Source organism: Rhodococcus sp. Q1, from assembly GCF_004153645.1.
Taxonomy (GTDB): domain Bacteria; phylum Actinomycetota; class Actinomycetes; order Mycobacteriales; family Mycobacteriaceae; genus Rhodococcus; species Rhodococcus gordoniae.
The window spans coordinates 343,390-362,584 of record NZ_SDMJ01000003.1 but is presented as its reverse complement, the minus strand read 5'-3'; the positions used below and the strand labels follow the sequence as shown (position 1 = coordinate 362,584).

The 19,195-nt window shown below is 69.0% G+C and carries 18 protein-coding genes; 4 read left to right on the top strand and 14 right to left on the bottom strand.

The genetic code is table 11. From position 1 onward, the window contains the following. Window positions 1–42 precede the first annotated feature (42 nt). On the bottom strand, window positions 43–726 hold the full coding sequence (locus EQ874_RS10220; RefSeq protein ID WP_026003171.1) for an MBL fold metallo-hydrolase: 684 nt from the start codon (window positions 724–726) through the stop codon (window positions 43–45). A 149-nt stretch (window positions 727–875) separates the two neighbouring features. Here EQ874_RS10220 and EQ874_RS10215 point away from each other — a divergent pair, with 149 nt between their 5' ends. Both EQ874_RS10215 and EQ874_RS10210 read left to right on the top strand, forming a co-directional pair. After that, on the top strand, window positions 876–1,748 hold the full coding sequence (locus tag EQ874_RS10215; RefSeq protein ID WP_064064956.1) for a peptidylprolyl isomerase: 873 nt from the start codon (window positions 876–878) through the stop codon (window positions 1,746–1,748). Then, entirely contained in the window at window positions 1,748–2,530 is a 783-nt protein-coding gene (locus EQ874_RS10210) for a peptidylprolyl isomerase (RefSeq protein ID WP_064064957.1), read from the top strand. The genes EQ874_RS10215 and EQ874_RS10210 overlap by 1 nt, the downstream gene beginning before the upstream one ends. A gap of 91 nt (window positions 2,531–2,621) precedes the next feature. Here the strand turns inward: EQ874_RS10210 and EQ874_RS10205 are convergent, their stop codons facing one another. The 12 genes from EQ874_RS10205 to tesB form a co-directional block, all read right to left on the bottom strand. Next, the gene (locus EQ874_RS10205; protein ID WP_064064958.1) at window positions 2,622–4,934 is read right to left on the bottom strand and encodes a RelA/SpoT family protein; all 2,313 of its coding nucleotides are present in this window, start codon (window positions 4,932–4,934) and stop codon (window positions 2,622–2,624) included. A gap of 105 nt (window positions 4,935–5,039) precedes the next feature. Next, complete coding sequence (locus EQ874_RS10200) at window positions 5,040–5,597, bottom strand: adenine phosphoribosyltransferase (protein ID WP_064064959.1); 558 nt, start codon at window positions 5,595–5,597, stop codon at window positions 5,040–5,042. Then, window positions 5,594–7,345, bottom strand: coding sequence for an ABC transporter substrate-binding protein (locus EQ874_RS10195; protein ID WP_129976675.1), 1,752 nt, complete (start codon window positions 7,343–7,345; stop codon window positions 5,594–5,596). Before EQ874_RS10195 ends, EQ874_RS10200 begins: the two co-directional genes overlap by 4 nt. Window position 7,346: 1 nt before the next feature. Further along, on the bottom strand, window positions 7,347–8,549 hold the full coding sequence (gene secF / locus EQ874_RS10190) for a protein translocase subunit SecF (protein ID WP_242496707.1): 1,203 nt from the start codon (window positions 8,547–8,549) through the stop codon (window positions 7,347–7,349). Window positions 8,550–8,551: 2 nt separating this feature from the next. Continuing rightward, window positions 8,552–10,369 (bottom strand): protein translocase subunit SecD, encoded by a 1,818-nt coding sequence (secD, locus tag EQ874_RS10185; RefSeq protein ID WP_129976673.1) that lies wholly within the window; start codon window positions 10,367–10,369, stop codon window positions 8,552–8,554. Between the two features lie 109 nt (window positions 10,370–10,478). Next, entirely contained in the window at window positions 10,479–10,808 is a 330-nt protein-coding gene (gene yajC / locus EQ874_RS10180; protein WP_064064963.1) for a preprotein translocase subunit YajC, read from the bottom strand. A gap of 147 nt (window positions 10,809–10,955) precedes the next feature. After that, the gene (gene ruvB / locus EQ874_RS10175; protein WP_064064964.1) at window positions 10,956–12,125 is read right to left on the bottom strand and encodes a Holliday junction branch migration DNA helicase RuvB; all 1,170 of its coding nucleotides are present in this window, start codon (window positions 12,123–12,125) and stop codon (window positions 10,956–10,958) included. Further along, window positions 12,122–12,718: a Holliday junction branch migration protein RuvA gene (gene ruvA / locus EQ874_RS10170; RefSeq protein ID WP_016933011.1), complete on the bottom strand. Its 597-nt coding sequence runs from the start codon at window positions 12,716–12,718 to the stop codon at window positions 12,122–12,124. The genes ruvB and ruvA overlap by 4 nt, the downstream gene beginning before the upstream one ends. Beyond that, window positions 12,715–13,293 carry a crossover junction endodeoxyribonuclease RuvC gene (gene ruvC, locus EQ874_RS10165; RefSeq protein ID WP_207213530.1) on the bottom strand — a complete coding sequence of 193 codons (579 nt, stop codon included), beginning with the start codon at window positions 13,291–13,293 and terminating at the stop codon, window positions 12,715–12,717. Before ruvC ends, ruvA begins: the two co-directional genes overlap by 4 nt. A 198-nt stretch (window positions 13,294–13,491) precedes the next feature. Next, on the bottom strand, window positions 13,492–14,244 hold the full coding sequence (locus EQ874_RS10160; protein ID WP_016933013.1) for a YebC/PmpR family DNA-binding transcriptional regulator: 753 nt from the start codon (window positions 14,242–14,244) through the stop codon (window positions 13,492–13,494). A 36-nt stretch (window positions 14,245–14,280) separates the two neighbouring features. Beyond that, window positions 14,281–14,952: a pyridoxal 5'-phosphate synthase glutaminase subunit PdxT gene (gene pdxT, locus EQ874_RS10155; protein WP_129976672.1), complete on the bottom strand. Its 672-nt coding sequence runs from the start codon at window positions 14,950–14,952 to the stop codon at window positions 14,281–14,283. A 94-nt stretch (window positions 14,953–15,046) separates the two neighbouring features. Beyond that, a complete protein-coding gene (gene tesB, locus EQ874_RS10150; protein WP_064064968.1) occupies window positions 15,047–15,871 on the bottom strand; it encodes an acyl-CoA thioesterase II in 825 nt (274 codons plus the stop codon). A 142-nt stretch (window positions 15,872–16,013) separates the two neighbouring features. Here tesB and EQ874_RS10145 point away from each other — a divergent pair, with 142 nt between their 5' ends. Both EQ874_RS10145 and EQ874_RS10140 read left to right on the top strand, forming a co-directional pair. Further along, the gene (locus EQ874_RS10145; RefSeq protein ID WP_129976671.1) at window positions 16,014–16,835 is read left to right on the top strand and encodes an alpha/beta hydrolase; all 822 of its coding nucleotides are present in this window, start codon (window positions 16,014–16,016) and stop codon (window positions 16,833–16,835) included. Next, on the top strand, window positions 16,832–18,028 hold the full coding sequence (locus EQ874_RS10140) for a SpoIIE family protein phosphatase (protein WP_129976670.1): 1,197 nt from the start codon (window positions 16,832–16,834) through the stop codon (window positions 18,026–18,028). Before EQ874_RS10145 ends, EQ874_RS10140 begins: the two co-directional genes overlap by 4 nt. A gap of 5 nt (window positions 18,029–18,033) precedes the next feature. Here EQ874_RS10140 and pdxS read toward each other — a convergent pair whose 3' ends face one another. Further along, window positions 18,034–18,936, bottom strand: coding sequence for a pyridoxal 5'-phosphate synthase lyase subunit PdxS (pdxS, locus tag EQ874_RS10135; protein WP_129976669.1), 903 nt, complete (start codon window positions 18,934–18,936; stop codon window positions 18,034–18,036). Window positions 18,937–19,195 lie beyond the last annotated feature (259 nt).

The following is a 19,195-nucleotide window of genomic DNA, read 5'->3' as shown; positions in this document are numbered from 1 at the left end:
AATTCTCTCGGTTGGTCACCGACGGATCGCGGTGTTCGTGTGTCAGCGGGATTCTGCCAGGCCGGTGAGGAAGGGATTCGAGACCCGCTCCTGCCCGATCGTGCTCGACCCGCCGTGACCGGGAAGGATGTTGGTGCCGTCGTCGAGCACGAGCAATTTGCGGGCGATCGAGTCGAGCAGTTGCGCGTGGTCGCCGCCCGGCAGGTCGGTACGGCCGATCGACCCCTGGAACAGGGTGTCGCCGGTGAGCGCGACGTTCAGGGCAGCCCCGTCCGGGGTGGTGGTGCGCGTGCGCAGGACGACCGAGCCGCGGGTGTGTCCGGGCGTGTGGTCGACGACGAACTCGATTCCGGCGTGTTCGATCTCGTCTCCGTCGCCGAACTCCACGACCTGCTGCGGTTCGACGAACTCGACGCCGTCGAGGAAGGGGGCGAGGCTCGACCCCATGCCCTGCAGCGGATCGGTGAGCATCGCCCGGTCGTCGGGGTGGATGTAGACGGGGATTCCGTACCGGTCGGCGATCGGCTGCGCCGACCACATGTGGTCGAGGTGACCGTGCGTGAGCAGCACCGCCCGGGGCGTGAGATCGGATCCCGTGAGGAACTCCACGAGCGGCTCGGCGGCGTCCTGGCCGGGATCGACGACGACGCACTCCTTCGCGTTGTCCTGCGCGAGGATGTAGCAGTTGGTCTGGAACATCCCGGCAGGGAATCCGGTCACGAGCACGAGCATCGCTCCTACGGGTGGAAGCCTTCGAGGTCTCCTACAGACTATGCGTTGCGCCCTGTCCGCGGGTTCCCGGTCCCGGGTGGCAGACTCGAATCGGCTTCGAAGTCGGTTGGACCACATCGATCGTTCACGGGAGGACTACTGCAGTGCCGAGCAACGCACAACGGCGCCAGGCCGCGAAACGCAAACTCGAACGGCAACTCGAGCGACGAGCCGAACGCGAGCGCAAGCGGCGCCGCGCGACGATCGCGCTGTCCGCGCTCGGGGTGATCATGGTCGTCGGCGCAGGTGTTGCACTGTGGGCGGTGAACCGGGGTGACGACACGGCCACGGAGGCAGCGTCGAACGACACCTCCGGTTCCGAGTACGCGGCACTGCCCGAGGGCCGGTCGGAGCCGTTGCCCGAGACGGTGAACTGCTCGTACCCCGCCGACGGTCGCGAGCCGTCGAAGCCCGCGCAGCCCCCGCGCACCGAGGGCATCCGCACCACCGGCGAGGGCAACACGGACGTCAGTGTCAGCGTGGAGACGAATCAGGGCAACATCGGCCTGATCCTGCACAACGACGACTCGCCGTGCACCGTCAACAGTTTCCTGTCGCTGGCGTCGCAGAACTACTTCGACGACACGACCTGCCACCGTCTGACCACCTCGCCGTCCCTGCAGGTCCTGCAGTGCGGCGACCCGTCCGGGAGCGGTTCCGGCGGACCGGGTTACCAGTTCGCCAACGAGTTCCCCACCGATCAGTTCGCCGCCGACGATCCCGCCGCGCAGGAACCGATGACCTATCCGCGCGGCACCCTCGCGATGGCGAACACCGGACAGCCCGAGACCAACGGCAGCCAGTTCTTCCTGGTGTACGGCGACTCGGTGCTGCCCCCTCAGTACACCGTGTTCGGCACGATCGACGAGACCGGTCTTGCGACCCTCGACACGATCGCCGCAGCCGGTGTAGCGGGTGGGGCTGCCGACGGTACCCCCGCACTGGAGACGACCCTCACGTCGGTCAGGATGGACTGATGATCCGATTGCGCACCACCCTCGCCGCCGGCCTCGGGCTCGCACTCCTCCTCACGGGGTGCTCCGACGATTCGTCCACCGATACCGCCGCGAGCTCGTCGGCACCGGCGTCCGCCGCCGACCGGCAGTCCCCCGCCTACACGGGCGAACTACCGGAGCGACCCAGCGGCACCGACTCCGTCTCGTGCACCTACGACGCCTCGGGTGACGCCGCACGCGACGTGACCGCCCCCGCCGCGGACGACGTCTCCGCCACCGGCGCTGCTGCCGCGCAGATCACCACCAGCGTCGGCGTCATCGGCGTCGAACTCGACCGGGCCGCGGCCCCCTGCACGGTCAACAGCTTCGTGTCCCTCGCGGAGCAGGGCTATTTCGACGACACGCCCTGCCACCGGCTGGTGACCTCCCCCGGGCTGCAGGTGCTGCAGTGCGGCGACCCGACGGGCACCGGAACGGGCGGGCCGGGTTACGGGTTCGACACCGAGTACCCGGAGAACGTGTACGCGCCCGGCGACACCCAGCTGCGGCAACCGGTGATCTACCCGCGCGGCACGGTCGCGATGGCGAACACCGGTCGTCCCGGCAGCAACGGCAGCCAGTTCTTCCTGGTGTACGAGGATTCGCAGCTTCCCCCCACCTACACGGTGTTCGGGACGGTCGACGAGGCCGGACTCGCCGTGATCGAGGAGGTCGCGGCGGAGGGTGACGACGGCTCGATGGCGGCCGGCGGCGGTGCGCCCAACCGCGCGGTGCAGATCGAGTCGGTGACCGTCGGGTCCTGACACCCCCGTTCACACGGAACGCACGGACGTCCCGTCCCGGAGATTCCGGGGCGGGACGTCGTCGTCCGGCGCCAGACCGAGACGGATTCGGTCAGGCTGCCGAGGTCACCCGGTACACGTCGTAGACGCCTTCGACATTGCGGACGACGTTCAGCACGTGTCCGAGATGTTTCGGGTCGCCCATCTCGAAGGTGAACCGGCTCACCGCGACCCGGTCGCCCGTGGTCGTCACGGAGGCCGACAGGATGTTGACCTTCTCGTCGGCGAGTGCCTTCGTCACGTCGGACAGCAGACGGTGCCGGTCGAGAGCTTCGATCTGGATCGCGACGAGGAACACCGACGACGGCGAGGGCGCCCACTGCACCTCGATGATCCGCTCCGACTGCTCCCGCAGCGACCCGGCGTTCGTGCAGTCGGTGCGGTGCACGCTCACCGCACCGGTCCGGGTCACGAAGCCCATGATCTCGTCGCCGGGAACGGGCGTGCAGCACTTCGCGAGCTTCGAGACCGTGCCCGGTGCGCCCGGCACGAGGACACCGGAATCACCGCTGTTCCGCGAGCGGGTCGGGATGGTCGACGGTGTGGACCGCTCGGCCAGTTCCTCCTCGACGCCACCGACGCCACCGAGCAGCGCGACCAGCCGTTGCACGACGTGGTGCGCCGAGACGTGGTGCTCTCCGACCGCGGTGTACAGCGCCGAGACGTCGGCGTAGCGCAGTTCCTTCGCGACCGCGACCATCAGATCGGCGTTCATCAGGCGCTGTAGCGGCAGACCGACGCGGCGCACTTCCTTCGCGATGGCGTCCTTGCCGGATTCGAGGGCTTCCTCGCGGCGTTCCTTGGCGAACCACTGCCGGATCTTCGCCTTGGCGCGGGGCGAGACGACGAACGACTGCCAGTCGCGGCTCGGGCCGGCATTGGGATCCTTGGAGGTGAACACCTCCACGACCTCACCGTTCTCGAGCTTGCGTTCGAGTGCCACGAGCCGGCCGTTGACCCGAGCGCCGATGCAGCGGTGTCCGACCTCGGTGTGCACGGCGTACGCGAAGTCCACGGGCGTCGAGCCCGACGGAAGGGTGATCACATCGCCCTTGGGAGTGAAGACGAAGATCTCCTTGACGGCCAGGTCGTAGCGGAGGGACTCGAGGAATTCGCCCGGGTCCGCCGCCTCACGCTGCCAGTCGAGGAGCTGCCGCATCCAGGCCATGTCGTCGAGCTCGGCGACATCACCGGAGTGGCGTCCCTTCGTCTCCTTGTACCGCCAGTGCGCGGCGATACCGAATTCGGCGGTGCGGTGCATCTCGTGCGTGCGGATCTGCACCTCGAGCGGCTTGCCCTCGGGACCGATGACGGTGGTGTGCAACGACTGGTAGACGCCGTAGCGGGGCTGTGCGATGTAGTCCTTGAACCGCCCCGCCATGGGCTGCCACAGCGAGTGCACGACCCCGACGGCCGCATAGCAGTCGCGGATCTCGTTGCACAGGATCCGCACGCCGACCAGGTCGTGGATGTCGTCGAAGTCGCGGCCCTTGACGATCATCTTCTGATAGATCGACCAATAGTGCTTGGGCCGGCCCTCGACGACCGCGTCGATCCGGGATGCCGAGAGCGTCCGGCCGATCTCCTCGCGGACGGTGGCCAGGTAGGTGTCGCGCGACGGCGCGCGGGTCGCGACGAGGCGGACGATCTCCTCGTACTTCTTCGGGTGGAGGATCGCGAACGCCAGATCCTCGAGTTCCCACTTGACCGTCGCCATCCCGAGACGATGGGCCAGCGGGGCGATCACCTCGAGGGTTTCGCGTGCCTTGCGGGCCTGCTTCTCGGGAGGCAGGAAGCGCATGGTCCGCATGTTGTGCAGACGGTCCGCGACCTTGATGACGAGCACCCGGGGGTCGCGCGCCATCGCGATGATCATCTTGCGGATGGTCTCACCCTCGGCGGCCGAACCGAGCACGACCTTGTCGAGTTTGGTGACGCCGTCGACGAGATGCGCCACCTCCTCGCCGAACTCGGCGGTGAGCTGCTCGAGCGTGTAGCCGGTGTCCTCGACGGTGTCGTGGAGCAGCGCCGCGACGAGGGTCGTGGTGTCCATACCGAGTTCGGCCAGGATCGTCGCGACCGCCAGCGGATGGGTGATGTAGGGATCACCGGACTTGCGCTTCTGGGTGGCGTGCCGTTCCTCGGCCACATCGTAGGCCCGCTGCAGCTGCGAGAGGTCGGCCTTCGGGTACAGCTCCCGATGGATGGTGACCAGCGGCTCGAGGACGGGCTTGAGGCTGGTGCCGCGCTGCCCGGTGATGCGCCGGGCCAGGCGGGCGCGCACCCGCCTCGAGGCAGAGGTGGACGCCGCGGTGGGCGTCGGATTCTGACCGGAATTCTGGGACCGATCGAGATTCTGGGTCATCCCTCCACCTCCCGTCGCAGGCTGCGAACCCGGTTCGTCACCGATGCGCATGTCCGGACCGTACGGGCCCGGCGGGTTCACCGGCACCTGTGGCAACTCTAACTCTCAGATCCGCACGAGCGACGTCAGTGGGTACTTCTGCAGTCGTGCCCGGCCACCGAGAGCTTCGATCTCGGTGACGACGGCGATACCGACGACCTCCGCGCCGACACGCTCGAGCAGTTCGACGGTCGCGGACAGGGTTCCACCGGTCGCGAGGACATCGTCCACCACGAGCACCTTCCGGCCCCGCAGAGCGAGCCAGTCGCCCGGGATCTCGATCGCTGCCGTGCCGTATTCGAGACGGTATTCGCAGGTCTGCACGGGCGGCGGGAGCTTGCCGGCCTTCCGGACGGCGAGAACCCCCACACCGAGGGTCCGGGCGATGCCACCCCCGAGGAGGAAACCACGCGCATCGATCCCGGCGACCAGTTCGGCGTCGGGTGCCACGGACGACAGGGCCTCGATGATCGCCGAGAAGGACGGACCGTCGGCGAAGACCGGCGTCAGGTCGGCGAACCGGACACCCGTGGACGGAAAGTCGTCGACCCATCGGGTGTGTCCGGCGACGGCTGCGGCAGCTTCCTCGACGAGCTGCGGTTCGCCGATCCGTTGAGCGTTCATCCTCTGAGTATCCACCGATCCATGTTCCAGCCCGCACCCGCGGTCGTCGGGTTCGGTACCCCGGCGTGAATTCCCGCGGCGAACCCGATCGTGCGGGGCTGCGCGAACAGCGGCAGGGTGGGAACATCGCCCCACAGGATGCGTTCGGCCTCGGTCGCGAGCCCGGCGACGGCGGCGTTGTCGCGGGCGACGAGCAGCCCGTCGAGCAGTTCGTCGACGCGCCCGATCGAGTAACCACCCACGTTGCTGCCGGCACCGGAGTGCAGCGCATCGCGCGCGTCCTCCATGTCCGCGGTGCCCCCGGCCCCCGCCGCGGTGGCGGTACCCACGAGGATCGCGTCGACCTCCCCGGCCGTCAGCTGCGACGGCGCGAACGTGTCGGAGCCGGCGTCGACGATGTCGATGCCCGCCTCGCGGCAGGACTCGCCGATCAACTCGAGAGTGCGCGCGCGCCGGTCGTCCGGCCCGAGATATCCGATACGGACCTGCATCCGGTCCTGACCGGAGGCCTCGCGTTCCGAACGGGCGGCGTCGATGTCCACCTCGGCGTAACGTTCGGCCGACGGCGCGGTCTGCGGGTACAACGGCGAATCGGGCGCCAGGAGCCTCGACGTGATCGGGCCCGTGACGCCGTCCGACTCGTCGGAGGCGCCCAGCTCGTCGAACAACTGCGTCCGCGGCACGCACAGGGCGACGGCGCGACGCGCCGCCGGGTTCTGGAACACCCCGCTCGTGGCGAACACCAGCTGCTCGAGATTGCGCGAGACGACCGTGGAGACCTCGGCGCCGTCGCCGAGATTGCTGTGGCCGATAGATCCCTCGGCGGCATCGACGACGTGGATGCGGCCGTCCTCCGCCGCCGCGGACGCGTCGGTCCCGCGCGGCCATACGACGATGCGATCGGTGCCCGGGGCGTTCCCCCACCACCGTTCGTTCGCGACGAGCGTCAGACCGTCCTCGGCCGTGTACGACTCGATACGGTACGGACCCGCCGACGGGAAGAGGGCCGGGTCGATCTCACCCGGGGTGAGAGACCAGCCGGTGTTCCAGAACTCCGCGATGCGCCGGACGGCGTCGGTGTCGTTCGTCGTGATCGCCCCGACCAGATCGGCCACGCCCGACCGGCCCGCCGCCACGTGCGCCGGCATCAGCTCGGTGGCCGAGAACAGCGACCTCCAGTTCGTGTCCTCGCGGCCGGGCCGGAAGACGACGGTGGCCTCCTTCGAACCGGGCCGACAGTCGACCCGGTCGATGTCGGCGTAGCCCCCGCGATGGGCGGCGTCGAAGAGCGGGACCTGTTTCCCGGCTTCGTCCGGTGCGGTGAACCGGCCGCTCGACGCCGCCCAGGCGAGGACGAGGTCGTCGCAGGACATGGGCACGCCGTCGGAGTAGACCGCGTCCGGGGACAACCGGTACTGCACGGTCAGACCTTCGCCCGGCACGACCGAGGCCGTTCCGATGTCGGTGTCCGCGATCACCCGGCCGGACGGGCCGACGTAACCGAATCCGGGCAGCACCCGGGCGAACGCCTGGCGCGCGCCGGAGGCGGCACCGTCGACGGTGTTCGCGTTGTAGGTCGTCACCGTGTTGTCGATCGCGTACCCGATCGAGTGCAGCGGTTCCTCCTCCGTGGCGCACGCCACGGTGGAGAACGCGAGCGTCGAGGCCACCGCTGCACACGCGAGGAGCGTGCCGCGGCGCCTCGGCGACCGCCTCGTCGTCGGGTCGTTCCGCTCGGTCACCGCCATGTCACGACCTTCTCTTGGCGCGCTTTCCGGTAGGTCGCGCTCCGGGGGCGGGGCCGCGACGGATCGTCGCCCGGTCGGGCAGGGCATCGGAGGCAGGGGCCGGCGGAACGATCCGGGGATCGCGCGTGCCTGCGGCCTGCGCACCGGCCGTCGTTCCGGCCTTCGCCGCGCGGGCGGCGGCCTCCTCCCGCTTGGCGAGCACCTTGCGGGTGTGCTTCGCGACCGGACCACGCCATTCCTCGAGGGTAACCAGCAACGGGGTCGCGAAGAAGATCGAGGAGAAGGTGCCGACGACGATGCCGACCAGCTGGACGAGCGCGAGGTCCTTGAGCGTGCCCACACCGAGGAGCCACACCGCGACCACCATGAGCGCGAGCACCGGAAGCACCGAGATGACGGTGGTGTTGATCGAGCGCATGAGCGTCTGGTTGACGGCGAGGTTGGCCTGCTCCGCGTAGGTGCGGCGGTGCAGGTGCAGGATGCCTCGGGTGTTCTCCTCGACCTTGTCGAAGACGACGACCGTGTCGTACAGCGAGAAGCCGAGGATCGTGAGCAGACCGATGACGGTCGCCGGGGTGACCTCGAAGCCGACGAGCGAATACACCCCCGCCGTGACGACGATGTCGAAGAACAGCGCCGCGATCGCCGCCATCGCCATGTTCCGCTGGTATCGGACGGTGATGTAGATGCTCACGATGACGAGGAAGACCACCAGCGCGAGAAGCGCCTTGTTCGTGATCTGGCTTCCCCACGTCTCGCTGACGTCCGCGACGCTGATCGAGTTGCGGGACGGCTCTCCGTCCGGACCGGCCGGCTGGAACTCCTCGAACAACGCGGTCTGCAGTTGCGCGACCTGCTCCACGTCGAGGGTCTCCGACCGGATCTGCACCGTCGCGCCGTCGCCGGCGCCGACGGTCTGCACCGCTTCGGGTTCGAAGCCGATGGTGTCGCTGAAGACGGTTTCGACGTCATCGACGGAGACGCCCGCCACGACCGGCATCTGGATGCGGGTGCCACCCTCGAAGTCGATTCCCCAGCTGAATCCGCGCAGCAGCATGCTGAGCAGGGCGATGAGCACGATCACCGCGGTGACGATGTACCACCGCTTGCGGCGGCCGACGATCTCGAAGGCACCCGTGCCGGTGTACAGACGGGACAGCAGGCTGTGCTGCGGTGCGGCCGTCGTCGTGGTCGTGTCGGTCATCGTCACGCCTCCTTCGCAGCGGTCGCGGCAACGAGGCGACGCTCGTCGGCCACCTGCTGGATTGCGCCCAGACCGTTCACGCTCGGCTTGGACCAGAACTTCGACTTCGAGGCCAGGAACACCAGCGGCCAGGTCACGAGGAACACCACGACGACGTCGAGGATCGTGGTGAGACCGAGAGTGAACGCGAAGCCGCGGACCTGGCCGACGGCCAGGACGTAGAGCACGGCGGCAGCGATGAAGCTGACCGCGTTACCGGAGAGGATCGTGCGGCGGGCTCGTGCCCAGCCTCGTGGCACCGCGGAACGGAAGCTCCGCCCCTCCCGGATCTCGTCCTTGATCCGTTCGAAGAACACGACGAACGAGTCGGCGGTCATGCCGATACCGATGATCAGACCGGCGACTCCGGCGAGGTCGAGTGTGAACCCGATGTATCTGCCGAGCAGCACCATGACCGCGTAGACCGCCAGACCCGCGAGAACGAGCGACAGCGCGGTGAGCAGTCCGAGCATCCGGTAGTACGCGAGGCAGAACAGGAGCACCAGGGCCAGACCCACCGCACCGGCGATCAGACCGGCCTCGAGCGATGCCAGACCCAGTGTGGCGGAGACGGTCTCGGCTTCGGATGCCACGAACGACAACGGCAACGAGCCGTACTTGAGGGTGTTCGCGAGCTCTGCGGCCTGCGTATTCGTGAACTGGCCGGTGATCGAGGTGGCGCTGCCGGCAGGGGTGGCGCCCTGGATCACGGGGGCGCTGACGACCTTGGAGTCGAGCACGAAGGCGGCCTGCTGACCGATGTTCGCGGCGGTGAACTGCGCCCACGTGTTGCTGCCCTCGCTGTCGAAGGTCAGGCTGACCTCGTAGCGCGACTGCTGCTGATTGAAACCGGAGGTCGCGTCCTCGATCTGCTGGCCGTCGATGATGCTCGGGCCGAGCAGGTAGATCGCGGTGCCGTCGGTCGAGCAGGCGACGAGAGGGAGCGCCGGGTCGTCGTTGCCGGCGAGCGGGTCGGCCGCGGAGCAGTCGAGGGCGAGGGCCGCCGCCTGCTGGACCGCGGGGTCCTCGCTCTGACGGGCGGCCTTGGCCGCGGCGATGTCGGCGGCTGCCTGTTCCTGCGGAGTGAGCGAGCCGTCGTTCGGCTGAGCAGGAGCGGGCGTCCCGCCCTCCGGTGCAGGAGCGGGCGTCCCGCCCTCCGGTGCAGGAGCGGGCGTCCCGGGTGCATCGGTGGGCTCGGCCGGAGCGTCGCCCGGTGCCGGGGTATCGGTCGGCGCGGTGGGATCCTGCGCCGGGAACGGGCGTCCCTGCGGTTCGGGCGCCTCGGCCGGCGGCGCCTGGTCGGCGGGAGCCGGCTCTGCCGGTGCGGGTTCGGCAGGCAGGCCGCCGCCGGGTGCACCGGCACCGGGCTGCTGGGCGAGATCCTCGGCCGTCATGTTCGCGTCGATCGGTCCCCCGATCACCGGCCTGATGTACAGACGGGCGGTCTGTCCCAGAGTCCTGGCCTGGGCACTGTCCTCACCCGGAACGGTGATCACGAGGTTGTCGCCCTCGACGATCACTTCCGAACCCGAGACACCGAGGCCGTTGACGCGGGTCTCGATGATCTGCTGGGCCTGGCGGAGGCTGTCCGGACTCGGGCTGCTCCCGTCGGGGGTTCGCGCGGTAAGGGTGACGCGGGTGCCCCCCTGCAGGTCGATGCCCAGCTTCGGGGTGGGCGACTTGTCCCCGGTGAAGAAGACCAGTGCATACAACGCGGCGAGAATCACCCCGAACAGGGCGAGAGCGCGCACGGGATGCACCGATCCATTGGAAGGTGCCACGGTCTGTCGGTCTCCTCGATGAGAGTGAGTGGTGGTCGGATGCAGTCGCGCGGCGCTCGGCCTCGACACCGGGAGTCCGGTGCCGACACCGTGGGGCGCGGAGCTGCCGTCAGTACTCGGTGGGACGTCCCTCCGGCGGATTCGTATCGTCGTCCTTGCGGAACAGGTCCGGATCCTGCGCGGTCGCAGTCTCGACGCGCTCCCGGACGACCAGGCGCGACCAGGTTGTCACGACGCCCGGCGCGATCTCGAGATCGACGGTGTCGTCGGCGAGCGCTGCCACCGTGGCGTGCAGCCCCGCGGTGGTCATGACGCGGTCGCCGATGCGCAGGGAATCCTGCAACGCCGACACCTTCTGCATCTCCTTCTTCTGACGCCGCACGCCCAGAAAGGTCGGGACGAGCAGTGCCAGGATCAGGAGAGGGAAGAGCAGTTCCATCGTTGAAGTCAGTCCTCGGTCGTTGTCGGCGGGTGGTGACGCAGGCGACACCAGCGTGTCGTGGTGGCGCGGGCGGCTCCACGACGTCGGGATCGGCCTCCACAGACCGACGCAGTAGACCAGTGTGCCATTCCCCGGCCGAGCGTCCTACCGCCGTACGTCCGGATCGTCCGGGTCGGACGTATCGGCGCCACCTTCGAGGACGGTGCCGGAGCCGTCCTCGAACAGGTCGAGCCGGGGTTCACGCGCGCGCACCTCGATGCCACCGGTGGCGGCTTCCGGCGGCGGGGTGAGCCCGAGTTGCAGCCAGGCGGCCTGCGTGGCCACGCGTCCGCGCGGGGTGCGGGCCACCATCCCGGCACGGACCAGGAACGGTTCGCACACCTCCTCGACCGTGGCGGGTTCCTCCCCCACGGCCACGGCGAGCGTGGACACCCCGACCGGGCCGCCACCGAAACTGCGTACGAGAGCACCGAGCACGGCACGGTCGAGACGGTCGAGACCGATCGGGTCGACGTCGTACACCTCGAGTGCGGCCTGAGCGACGGCCCGGGTCACGACACCGTCGGCCCGCACGTCGGCGTAGTCGCGGACGCGCCGCAGCAACCGGTTCGCGATGCGCGGAGTGCCCCGCGAGCGGCCGGCGATCTCCGAGGCAGCGTCGTCGCGCAGATCGATCCCGAGGATCGAGGCGGACCGGTGCAGGATCCGCTGCAGCTCGGGGGGCTCGTAGAAGTCCATGTGCGCGGTGAAACCGAACCGATCGCGCAGGGGGCCGGTGAGGGCACCGGAACGGGTGGTCGCGCCGACGAGGGTGAAGGGAGCGACCTCGAGGGGGATGGACGTCGCGCCCGGCCCCTTCCCCACCACGACATCGACGCGGAAGTCCTCCATCGCGAGATACAGCATCTCCTCGGCGGGACGCGCGATGCGATGGATCTCGTCGATGAACAGCACGTCGCCCTCGGCGAGATTCGACAACATCGCGGCGAGATCGCCGGCGCGTTCGAGCGCGGGACCGGAGGTGAGTCGTAGCGACGTGCCGAGTTCGGTGGCGATGATCATCGCCATCGACGTCTTGCCGAGACCGGGTGGTCCCGACAGGAGGATGTGATCCGGAGTGCCGCCGCGGAGCTTGGCGCCGCGCAGTACGAGCTGAAGCTGCTCGCGGACCCTCGGCTGCCCGATGAAGTCGTCGAGACTGGTCGGGCGCAGACTCGTCTCGATGTCGCTGTCGGAGGGCAGATGCTCGGCCGTCACCGGCGACCGCTCGCGGTCGGAGGCGGCCGCGTCGAACTCGCGGTACTCGTCGGTCACCGCGACCTACCCAGCAGCTTCAGTGCCGACCGCAGTGCCGTGGAGACGTCGGCGCCCGGGTCCTCGGTGAGCACCTTGTCGGCGGCCGGCTCCGCTTGTCGCGGAGTGAAACCGAGCCCGACCAGGGCCTCGACGATCTGATCGCGCAGCGGCGAGGCACCGGCCGCGACCGACGCCGATCCGGCCGCACCGAAGGCCGCGACCTTGTCGCGCAGTTCGACGATCATGCGCTCGGCACCGCGCTTGCCGATCCCCGGTACCCGCGTCAGCGCCGCGGTGTTGCCGTCGGCCAGGGCCGCACGCAGGGCGTCGGGTTCGAGCACGGCCAGGGTGGCCATGGCGAGCCGGGGGCCGACCCCGCTGACCGTCTGCAACAGGCCGAACAACTCGCGCGCCTCCGAGTCGACGAAGCCGTACAGCGTCATCGAGTCCTCGCGGACGATCATCGCGGTGGCGAGTCTGGCCTGCTCTCCGCGCCGGAGCCCGGCGAGGGTCGCGGGTGTGGTGTTGATCCGATAGCCGATCCCTCCCGCCTCGATCACCACATGATCGAGGGCTATGTCGAGTACCTCGCCGTGCACCGAGGCGATCACCGGCTACCTGCCTTCCGTGCGGCCGACTGTTCGCGCAGCCGCTCCTCGTAGCGTTTCTTCTGCTGGGCGGCCGCAGCTTCGGCGGCCGCGAGCCTGGCGAGCAGCGGAGCTCGCCAACAGTGTGCGACGGCCAACGCGAGCGCATCGGCGGCATCGGCGGGTTTCGGCGCGGAATCGAGCTTGAGGATGCGGGTGATCATCGTGGTCACCTGCTTCTTGTCGGCCGTGCCGCTGCCGGTGACCGCGGCCTTCACCTCGCTCGGCGTGTGGAACATGACCGGGATCGCACGCCGCGCCGCGGCCAGGGCGACGACGCCACCGGCCTGCGCGGTGCCCATCGCGCTACGCACGTTGTGCTGGGAGAACACGCGCTCGATCGCGACGACGTCGGGTTTGTAGCGGTCCATCCATTCCTCGACCGAGTCGAACACCTCGAGCAGCCGGTGCTGCAGGTCGAGGTCGGGCGAGGTGCGGATGACACCCACGGCGACGGGGATGACGTCGCGTCCGCGTCCGGTGTCGACCATTCCGAGCCCGCAGCGGGTCAGACCGGGGTCGACACCCATCACGCGCACCCGACTCACCTCTCGACACCCGACTACGGCCGGTTCCGACACCTCTCGACGGATCCCGACCCGCTCCGCACGATTGCGAACGCCTGTTCGAGAGCATAGCGGCCGGGGTCGGGTGCCGGGAGACCGACACGCGACCCCGGCCGCTGTGACAAGGACGACGCGAGCGTCGCTCGGGGACGACTACGACGCGAGCGTCGCTCAGGCGTCGAGTTCTGCGAGCACGTCGTCGGAGATGTCGACGTTGGTGTAGACGTTCTGCACGTCGTCGCAGTCCTCGAGCGCGTCGACCAGTTTCATGACCTTGCGCGCGCCCTCGGCGTCGACGGGCACCTCGACCGAGGCCCGGAAATCCGGATCGGCGGAGTCGTAGTCGATGCCGGCGTCGACGAGAGCCGTACGCACGGCGATCAGGTCGCTCGCCTCGGAGACGATCTCGAACGAGTCGCCGAGATCGTTGATCTCCTCGGCGCCGGCTTCGAGGACGACCTCGAGGATCTCGTCCTCGCTCCGGTCGTTCTTCTCGAGCACCACCACGCCCTTGCGGGTGAACAGGTAGGCGACCGAGCCCGGATCGGCCATGTTGCCGCCGTTGCGGGTCATCGCCGTCCGGACCTCGCCGGCGGCGCGGTTGCGGTTGTCGGTCAGGCACTCGATGAGCAGCGCGACACCGTTGGGACCGTAACCCTCGTAGGTGATGGTCTGCCAGTCGGCGCCGCCGGCTTCCTCACCGCCGCCGCGCTTGCGCGCACGCTCGATGTTGTCGTTCGGGACCGAGCTCTTCTTCGCCTTCTGGATGGCGTCGAACAGGGTCGGGTTACCCGCCGGGTCGCCACCGCCGGTCCGGGCCGCCACCTCGATGTTCTTGATGAGCTTCGCGAACATCTTGCCGCGCTTGGCGTCGATGACCGCCTTCTTGTGCTTGGTGGTGGCCCATTTGGAGTGGCCGCTCATTCGCTTCGAGCCCCTTCCGGCGAAGTGTGGTCGGCGTCAACCGACAGGTCGGAGAGTCGATTCTACGCGCTCCCGTTGTGGGATACCGCCCGGCCGCCGGGTCGCCGAGCGCACGGTCTCCACGAACAGCCGGTGCACACGATGGTCACCGGTGATCTCGGGGTGGAAGGACGTCGCGATCACAGCGCCCTGCCGCACTGCGACCACCCGTCCCGCCGCCGGCCCGTCCGGCACCGTGGCGAGGACCTCGACGCCGGAACCGACCTCTTCCACCCAGGGTGCGCGGATGAACACCGCGCGCACCGGACCGTCGTCGAGGCCCGTCACGGGCAGGTCGGTCTCGAACGAATCCACCTGGCGGCCGAACGCGTTGCGGCGCACCACGATGTCGAGTGCGTCCAGATGCTCGGCATCGTCGGTGGTGTCGAGCACCCGGGACGCGAGCAGGATCATGCCGGCACACGAACCGTAGGCGGGCAGCCCGGCCTCCAGCCGGGTCCGCAGCGGTTCGAGCAGGTCGAACACACGCAGCAGACGGCTGACGGTGGTGGATTCGCCTCCCGGAAGGACGATGCCGTCGACCTCGTCGAGTTCGCGTTCGCGACGCACCGCGATCGTCCGCGCGCCTGCCGCCTCGAGAGCGCTGCGATGTTCGCGGACGTCGCCCTGCAATGCCAGGACGCCGATCGTGGGGGAAGTAGTGGTCACTGTTGCCTGCCTGTCCGTTCGGGGTCGCCGGTGTGCAGCGTCGGAGCGCCGGGCCCGCGACGGGCCCGAAAGGCGCCCGGTCGGGACTTCCCGTTCAGGAATCGCGCAGGTACCGCGTGAGTCCTTCCTGCACCACCGCCGCGACCATATTGCCGTTGCGATCGAAGATCCGCCCCTGGGTCAGCGCCCGGCCCAGTCCGGCGGAGGGTGACGTCTGGTCGTAGAGCAGCCAGTCGTCGGCGCGGAACGGCCGCAGGAACCACATCGCGTGGTCCAGGGACGCACCCTGCGTCCGTTCGTCGTCGTGGCCGACACTCGCCGAGCCGAGCAACGTCATGTCGCTCATGTACGCGAGGGTGCACACGTGGAAGACCGGGTCGTCGGGAAGGATCTCGCGGGACTTGAACCACAACTGCTGCTGCGCGGCCATCCTGCTCGACGAATCCATCCGGTCGCGGGGAACGAACCGGAAGTCCCACTCGGCCCATTCCTTCTTGGCCCACAGCAGGGTGGCGTCGTCGATCACGGTCTCCGGATCGGGCAGTTCCTCGGGATCCGGCACCCGAGGCATCGTGTCCTGGTGCTCGATCCCCTCGTCGCGCACGTGGAACGACGCCGACATGGTGAAGATCGCCTTGCCGTCCTGGACGGCCGTCACGCGCCGGGTGCAGAAGGAGCGGCCGTCGCGGATCCGGTCGACGAGGTAGACGATCTGCATCGTGGGATTGCCGGGGCGCAGGAAGTAACCGTGCAGCGAGTGCACCAGATGGTCGGGTTCGACGGTGCGCACCGCCGACACCAGCGCCTGCGCGGCGACCTGACCACCGAACGTCCGCGGCAGCAGCGTCTCCGTCGCTATCCCCCGGAAGATGTCGTTCTCGATCTGTTCGAGCGCCAGGATCTGCTCGATCTTCGCCATGCGATCTCCTTCTGTGCACCGTTCGCAAGAAGGCTAGCTGCACGGACGTGCGCCGAACGCCGGGTCCCCGGGAAGTCGTGCGGCAACCGGGATCGCCTTCGAGTACCGAATGTGACACCCTCGGGAGAACAGAGGGGGTGCAATGCAACACGTCACCGATGTGGTGCGCCGCAACAGCGCGACGATCACCGGGAACCGGTCGGGTCCGGTCGTCGTCCTCGCGCACGGTTTCGGCTGCGACCAGCATCTGTGGCGCCTGGTGACCCCACGTCTCGAATCCGACTTCACCGTGGTGCGGTTCGACCACGTCGGTTCCGGGCGTTCCGATGCGACGGCCTGGGACCCCCGGCGCTATTCGCGGATGGAGACCTACGCGGAGGACGTCGTCGACCTGTGCCGGGGCCTGGACCTCGGTCCGGTGGTCTTCGTCGGTCACTCGGTGAGCGCCTCGATCGGCGTCCTCGCCGCCGCTGCAGCCCCGGACGTCTTCGCCGGACTCGTGCTCCTCGCACCGTCCCCGTGTTTCATCGACGATCCGGTCACCGGTTACCGCGGCGGGTTCAGCGCGGCCGACATCGACGAACTGCTCGAATCCCTCGAGGCGAACTATCTCGGCTGGACCGACACGATGGCCCCGGTCATCATGGGCAATCCCGGCCGGCCGGAGCTCGGTGACGAGCTCGCCGAGATCTTCTGCCGCACCGACCCTGCGGTGGCGCGGGTCTTCGCCCGGGTGACCTTCCTGTCCGACAACCGCGCCGAGCTGGCGGCGGTGTCGGTGCCCACTCTCGTCGCACAGTGCGCCCACGATACGATCGCGCCGCGTGAGGTCGGCGTGTTCGTTCACGAGCAGATCCCGGGGAGCGAACTCGTGACCCTGGACGCGACCGGCCACTGCCCACAGCTCAGCGCACCGGAAGAGACCGCCGCCGCGATCGCGGCGTTCGCACGCAGATCGGGGTGACGGCGACGCCCGATCGGATCTTCGATCCCGGCCTGCGCCACGGCGACATGCTCTACGAGAACGCGCCGTGCGGATTCCTCACGACCCTCCCCGACGGCCGCATCACCGACGTCAACCGCACGCTGACGGACTGGCTCGGATACCCGAGCGACGACCTGGTCGGCAAGCGGTACTTCTCCGACCTGCTCAGCGTGGGCGGTCGCATCTACCACGAGACCCACTACGCTCCGCTCCTGCTCGTGCAGGGGCATATCAACGGGATCGCTCTCGAGCTCGTCCGGGCCGACCGGACCCGGCTGCCCGTCCTGGCCGCGTCCGTCGTGGAGTCCGACGCCGAGGGCAGGCCGGCACTGATCCGCACCATGCTCTTCGACGCCCGCGAACGCCGGGCCTACGAGTCGGAACTGCTGCGGGCGCGCCGGGAGGCCGAACTCGAACGCGAACGGCTCCGCACGGTCAACACCACTCTCCAGGCCACTCTCCTCCCCCCGAGCCTGCCCGAGGTACCGGGTCTCGAGGTCGACGCGTACTACCACATCGCGTCTCCCGACGAGGTCGGCGGCGACTTCTACGACCTGTTCCCCGCGCGCGCCGGAACGTGGGGACTGTTCCTCGGCGACGTGTGCGGAAAGGGCGCCCGCGCAGCGGCGGTGACGTCGATCGTCCGGTACACCTTGCGTGCCGCGGCGGTCTACGAGACGGACCCCTCGGCGGCGCTCAGGACGCTCAACACGACTCTGCTCGACGAACGCGACCGCAGCGCGCGAGCACCCTTCTGCACACTCGCCTTCGGCACGGTCGCGCCCGACCCGGCGTCGGGAAGGATCGACATCCGCCTCGCCTCGGGTGGGCATCCGCCGCCGATCCTCGTGCGCGCGGACGGCAGCGTCGGTTACCTGCCGACGGTCGGCGGACAGCTGATCGGGATGCTGCCCGCCCCGCGACTCGTCGAGCACGCCTTCGCGTTGCGCCCCGGCGACACGCTGCTGTTGTACACCGATGGCGTGAGCGAGGCACTCGTCTCCGGTGAGACCCGTGAGCGTTTCGGGGAGGAACGGCTGCTCGATCACGTTCGCGCGTCGAAGCCGGCGACCGCCGCAGAGGCCGTCGGGGCTGTGTGCGAGGTGCTCGGGACCCTCGGGGAGGGCGTGCAGGACGACGTCGCCCGGCTCGCCCTGCACGCACCCCGATGAGGCGATCACCAGCCGCGTTCGGCGAGCCGGTGGGGTTGCGGGATCTCGTCGACGTTGATGCCCACCATCGCCTCACCGAGACCACGTGAGATCTTCGCGAGCACGTCCGGATCGTCGTGGAAGGTGGTGGCCTTGACGATCGCGGCCGCACGCTGGGCGGGGTTGCCCGACTTGAAGATTCCGGATCCGACGAACACGCCCTCGGCGCCGAGCTGCATCATTATCGCCGCGTCGGCGGGGGTGGCGATTCCACCGGCCGTGAAGAGGGTGACGGGCAGTTTGCCCGCCCGCGCGACCTCCACGACGAGATCGTAGGGCGCCTGGAGTTCCTTGGCGGCGACGTAGAGCTCGTCCTCGGGAAGCGAGGTCAGACGACGGATCTCCTGGCGGATCCGGCGCATGTGGGTCGTGGCGTTCGACACGTCGCCGGTACCGGCCTCGCCCTTGGAACGGATCATCGCCGCGCCCTCGTTGATACGGCGCAGTGCTTCACCGAGATTCGTGGCACCACACACGAACGGCACCGTGAACGCGAACTTGTCGATGTGGTTCTCGTAGTCGGCGGGGGTGAGCACCTCCGACTCGTCGATGTAGTCGACACCGAGGGCCTGCAGGATCTGGGCCTCGACGAAGTGGCCGATGCGGGCCTTGGCCATGACGGGGATCGAGACGGCCTCGATGATGCCGTCGATCATGTCGGGGTCGCTCATGCGCGACACGCCGCCCTGCGCGCGGATGTCGGCGGGCACGCGTTCGAGCGCCATGACCGCCACCGCGCCGGCGTCCTCGGCGATCTTCGCCTGCTCGGGGGTGACCACGTCCATGATCACCCCACCCTTGAGCATCTCGGCCATGCCTCGCTTGACGCGGGCGGTGCCGGTGACGGGGGCGGTATCGGGGCTGGTCACGATGGGAATTCCTCCTCGGTGGACGGATCGACGAATCCTGCCGGCGCACAAGCGACCGGGCAGCGGTCCCCAGCTTAGGGCTGTATCAGAGCCCACCCCATAGCCAGTTGCAAACAACTGGACTGCATTGTGTCGGTCCATCCCTTCACCGAACGTCGGGAGGTTCGACCACGCCGCCCCGAACTGTCGTCCGGATCAGCGCCGATTCTCGTAGCGAGTGGCGCGCGGCCCGGGGGTCGAGACCCGCACGTTCTCGCCG

What these genes read in the sequence shown, in the direction of transcription:
- EQ874_RS10200 (WP_064064959.1), bottom strand. Translation starts at nt 5,597, where the DNA reads ATGAACGCTCAACGGATCGGCGAACCGCAGCTCGTCGAGGAAGCTGCC.
- EQ874_RS10195 (WP_129976675.1), bottom strand. Translation starts at nt 7,345, where the DNA reads ATGGCGGTGACCGAGCGGAACGACCCGACGACGAGGCGGTCGCCGAGG.
- yajC (WP_064064963.1), bottom strand. Translation starts at nt 10,808, where the DNA reads ATGGAACTGCTCTTCCCTCTCCTGATCCTGGCACTGCTCGTCCCGACC.
- EQ874_RS10160 (WP_016933013.1), bottom strand. Translation starts at nt 14,244, where the DNA reads ATGAGCGGCCACTCCAAATGGGCCACCACCAAGCACAAGAAGGCGGTC.
- EQ874_RS10145 (WP_129976671.1), top strand. Translation starts at nt 16,014, where the DNA reads ATGCAACACGTCACCGATGTGGTGCGCCGCAACAGCGCGACGATCACC.
- EQ874_RS10210 (WP_064064957.1), top strand. Translation starts at nt 1,748, where the DNA reads ATGATCCGATTGCGCACCACCCTCGCCGCCGGCCTCGGGCTCGCACTC.
- EQ874_RS10205 (WP_064064958.1), bottom strand. Translation starts at nt 4,934, where the DNA reads ATGACCCAGAATCTCGATCGGTCCCAGAATTCCGGTCAGAATCCGACG.
- secF (WP_242496707.1), bottom strand. Translation starts at nt 8,549, where the DNA reads ATGACCGACACGACCACGACGACGGCCGCACCGCAGCACAGCCTGCTG.
- tesB (WP_064064968.1), bottom strand. Translation starts at nt 15,871, where the DNA reads ATGGCGAAGATCGAGCAGATCCTGGCGCTCGAACAGATCGAGAACGAC.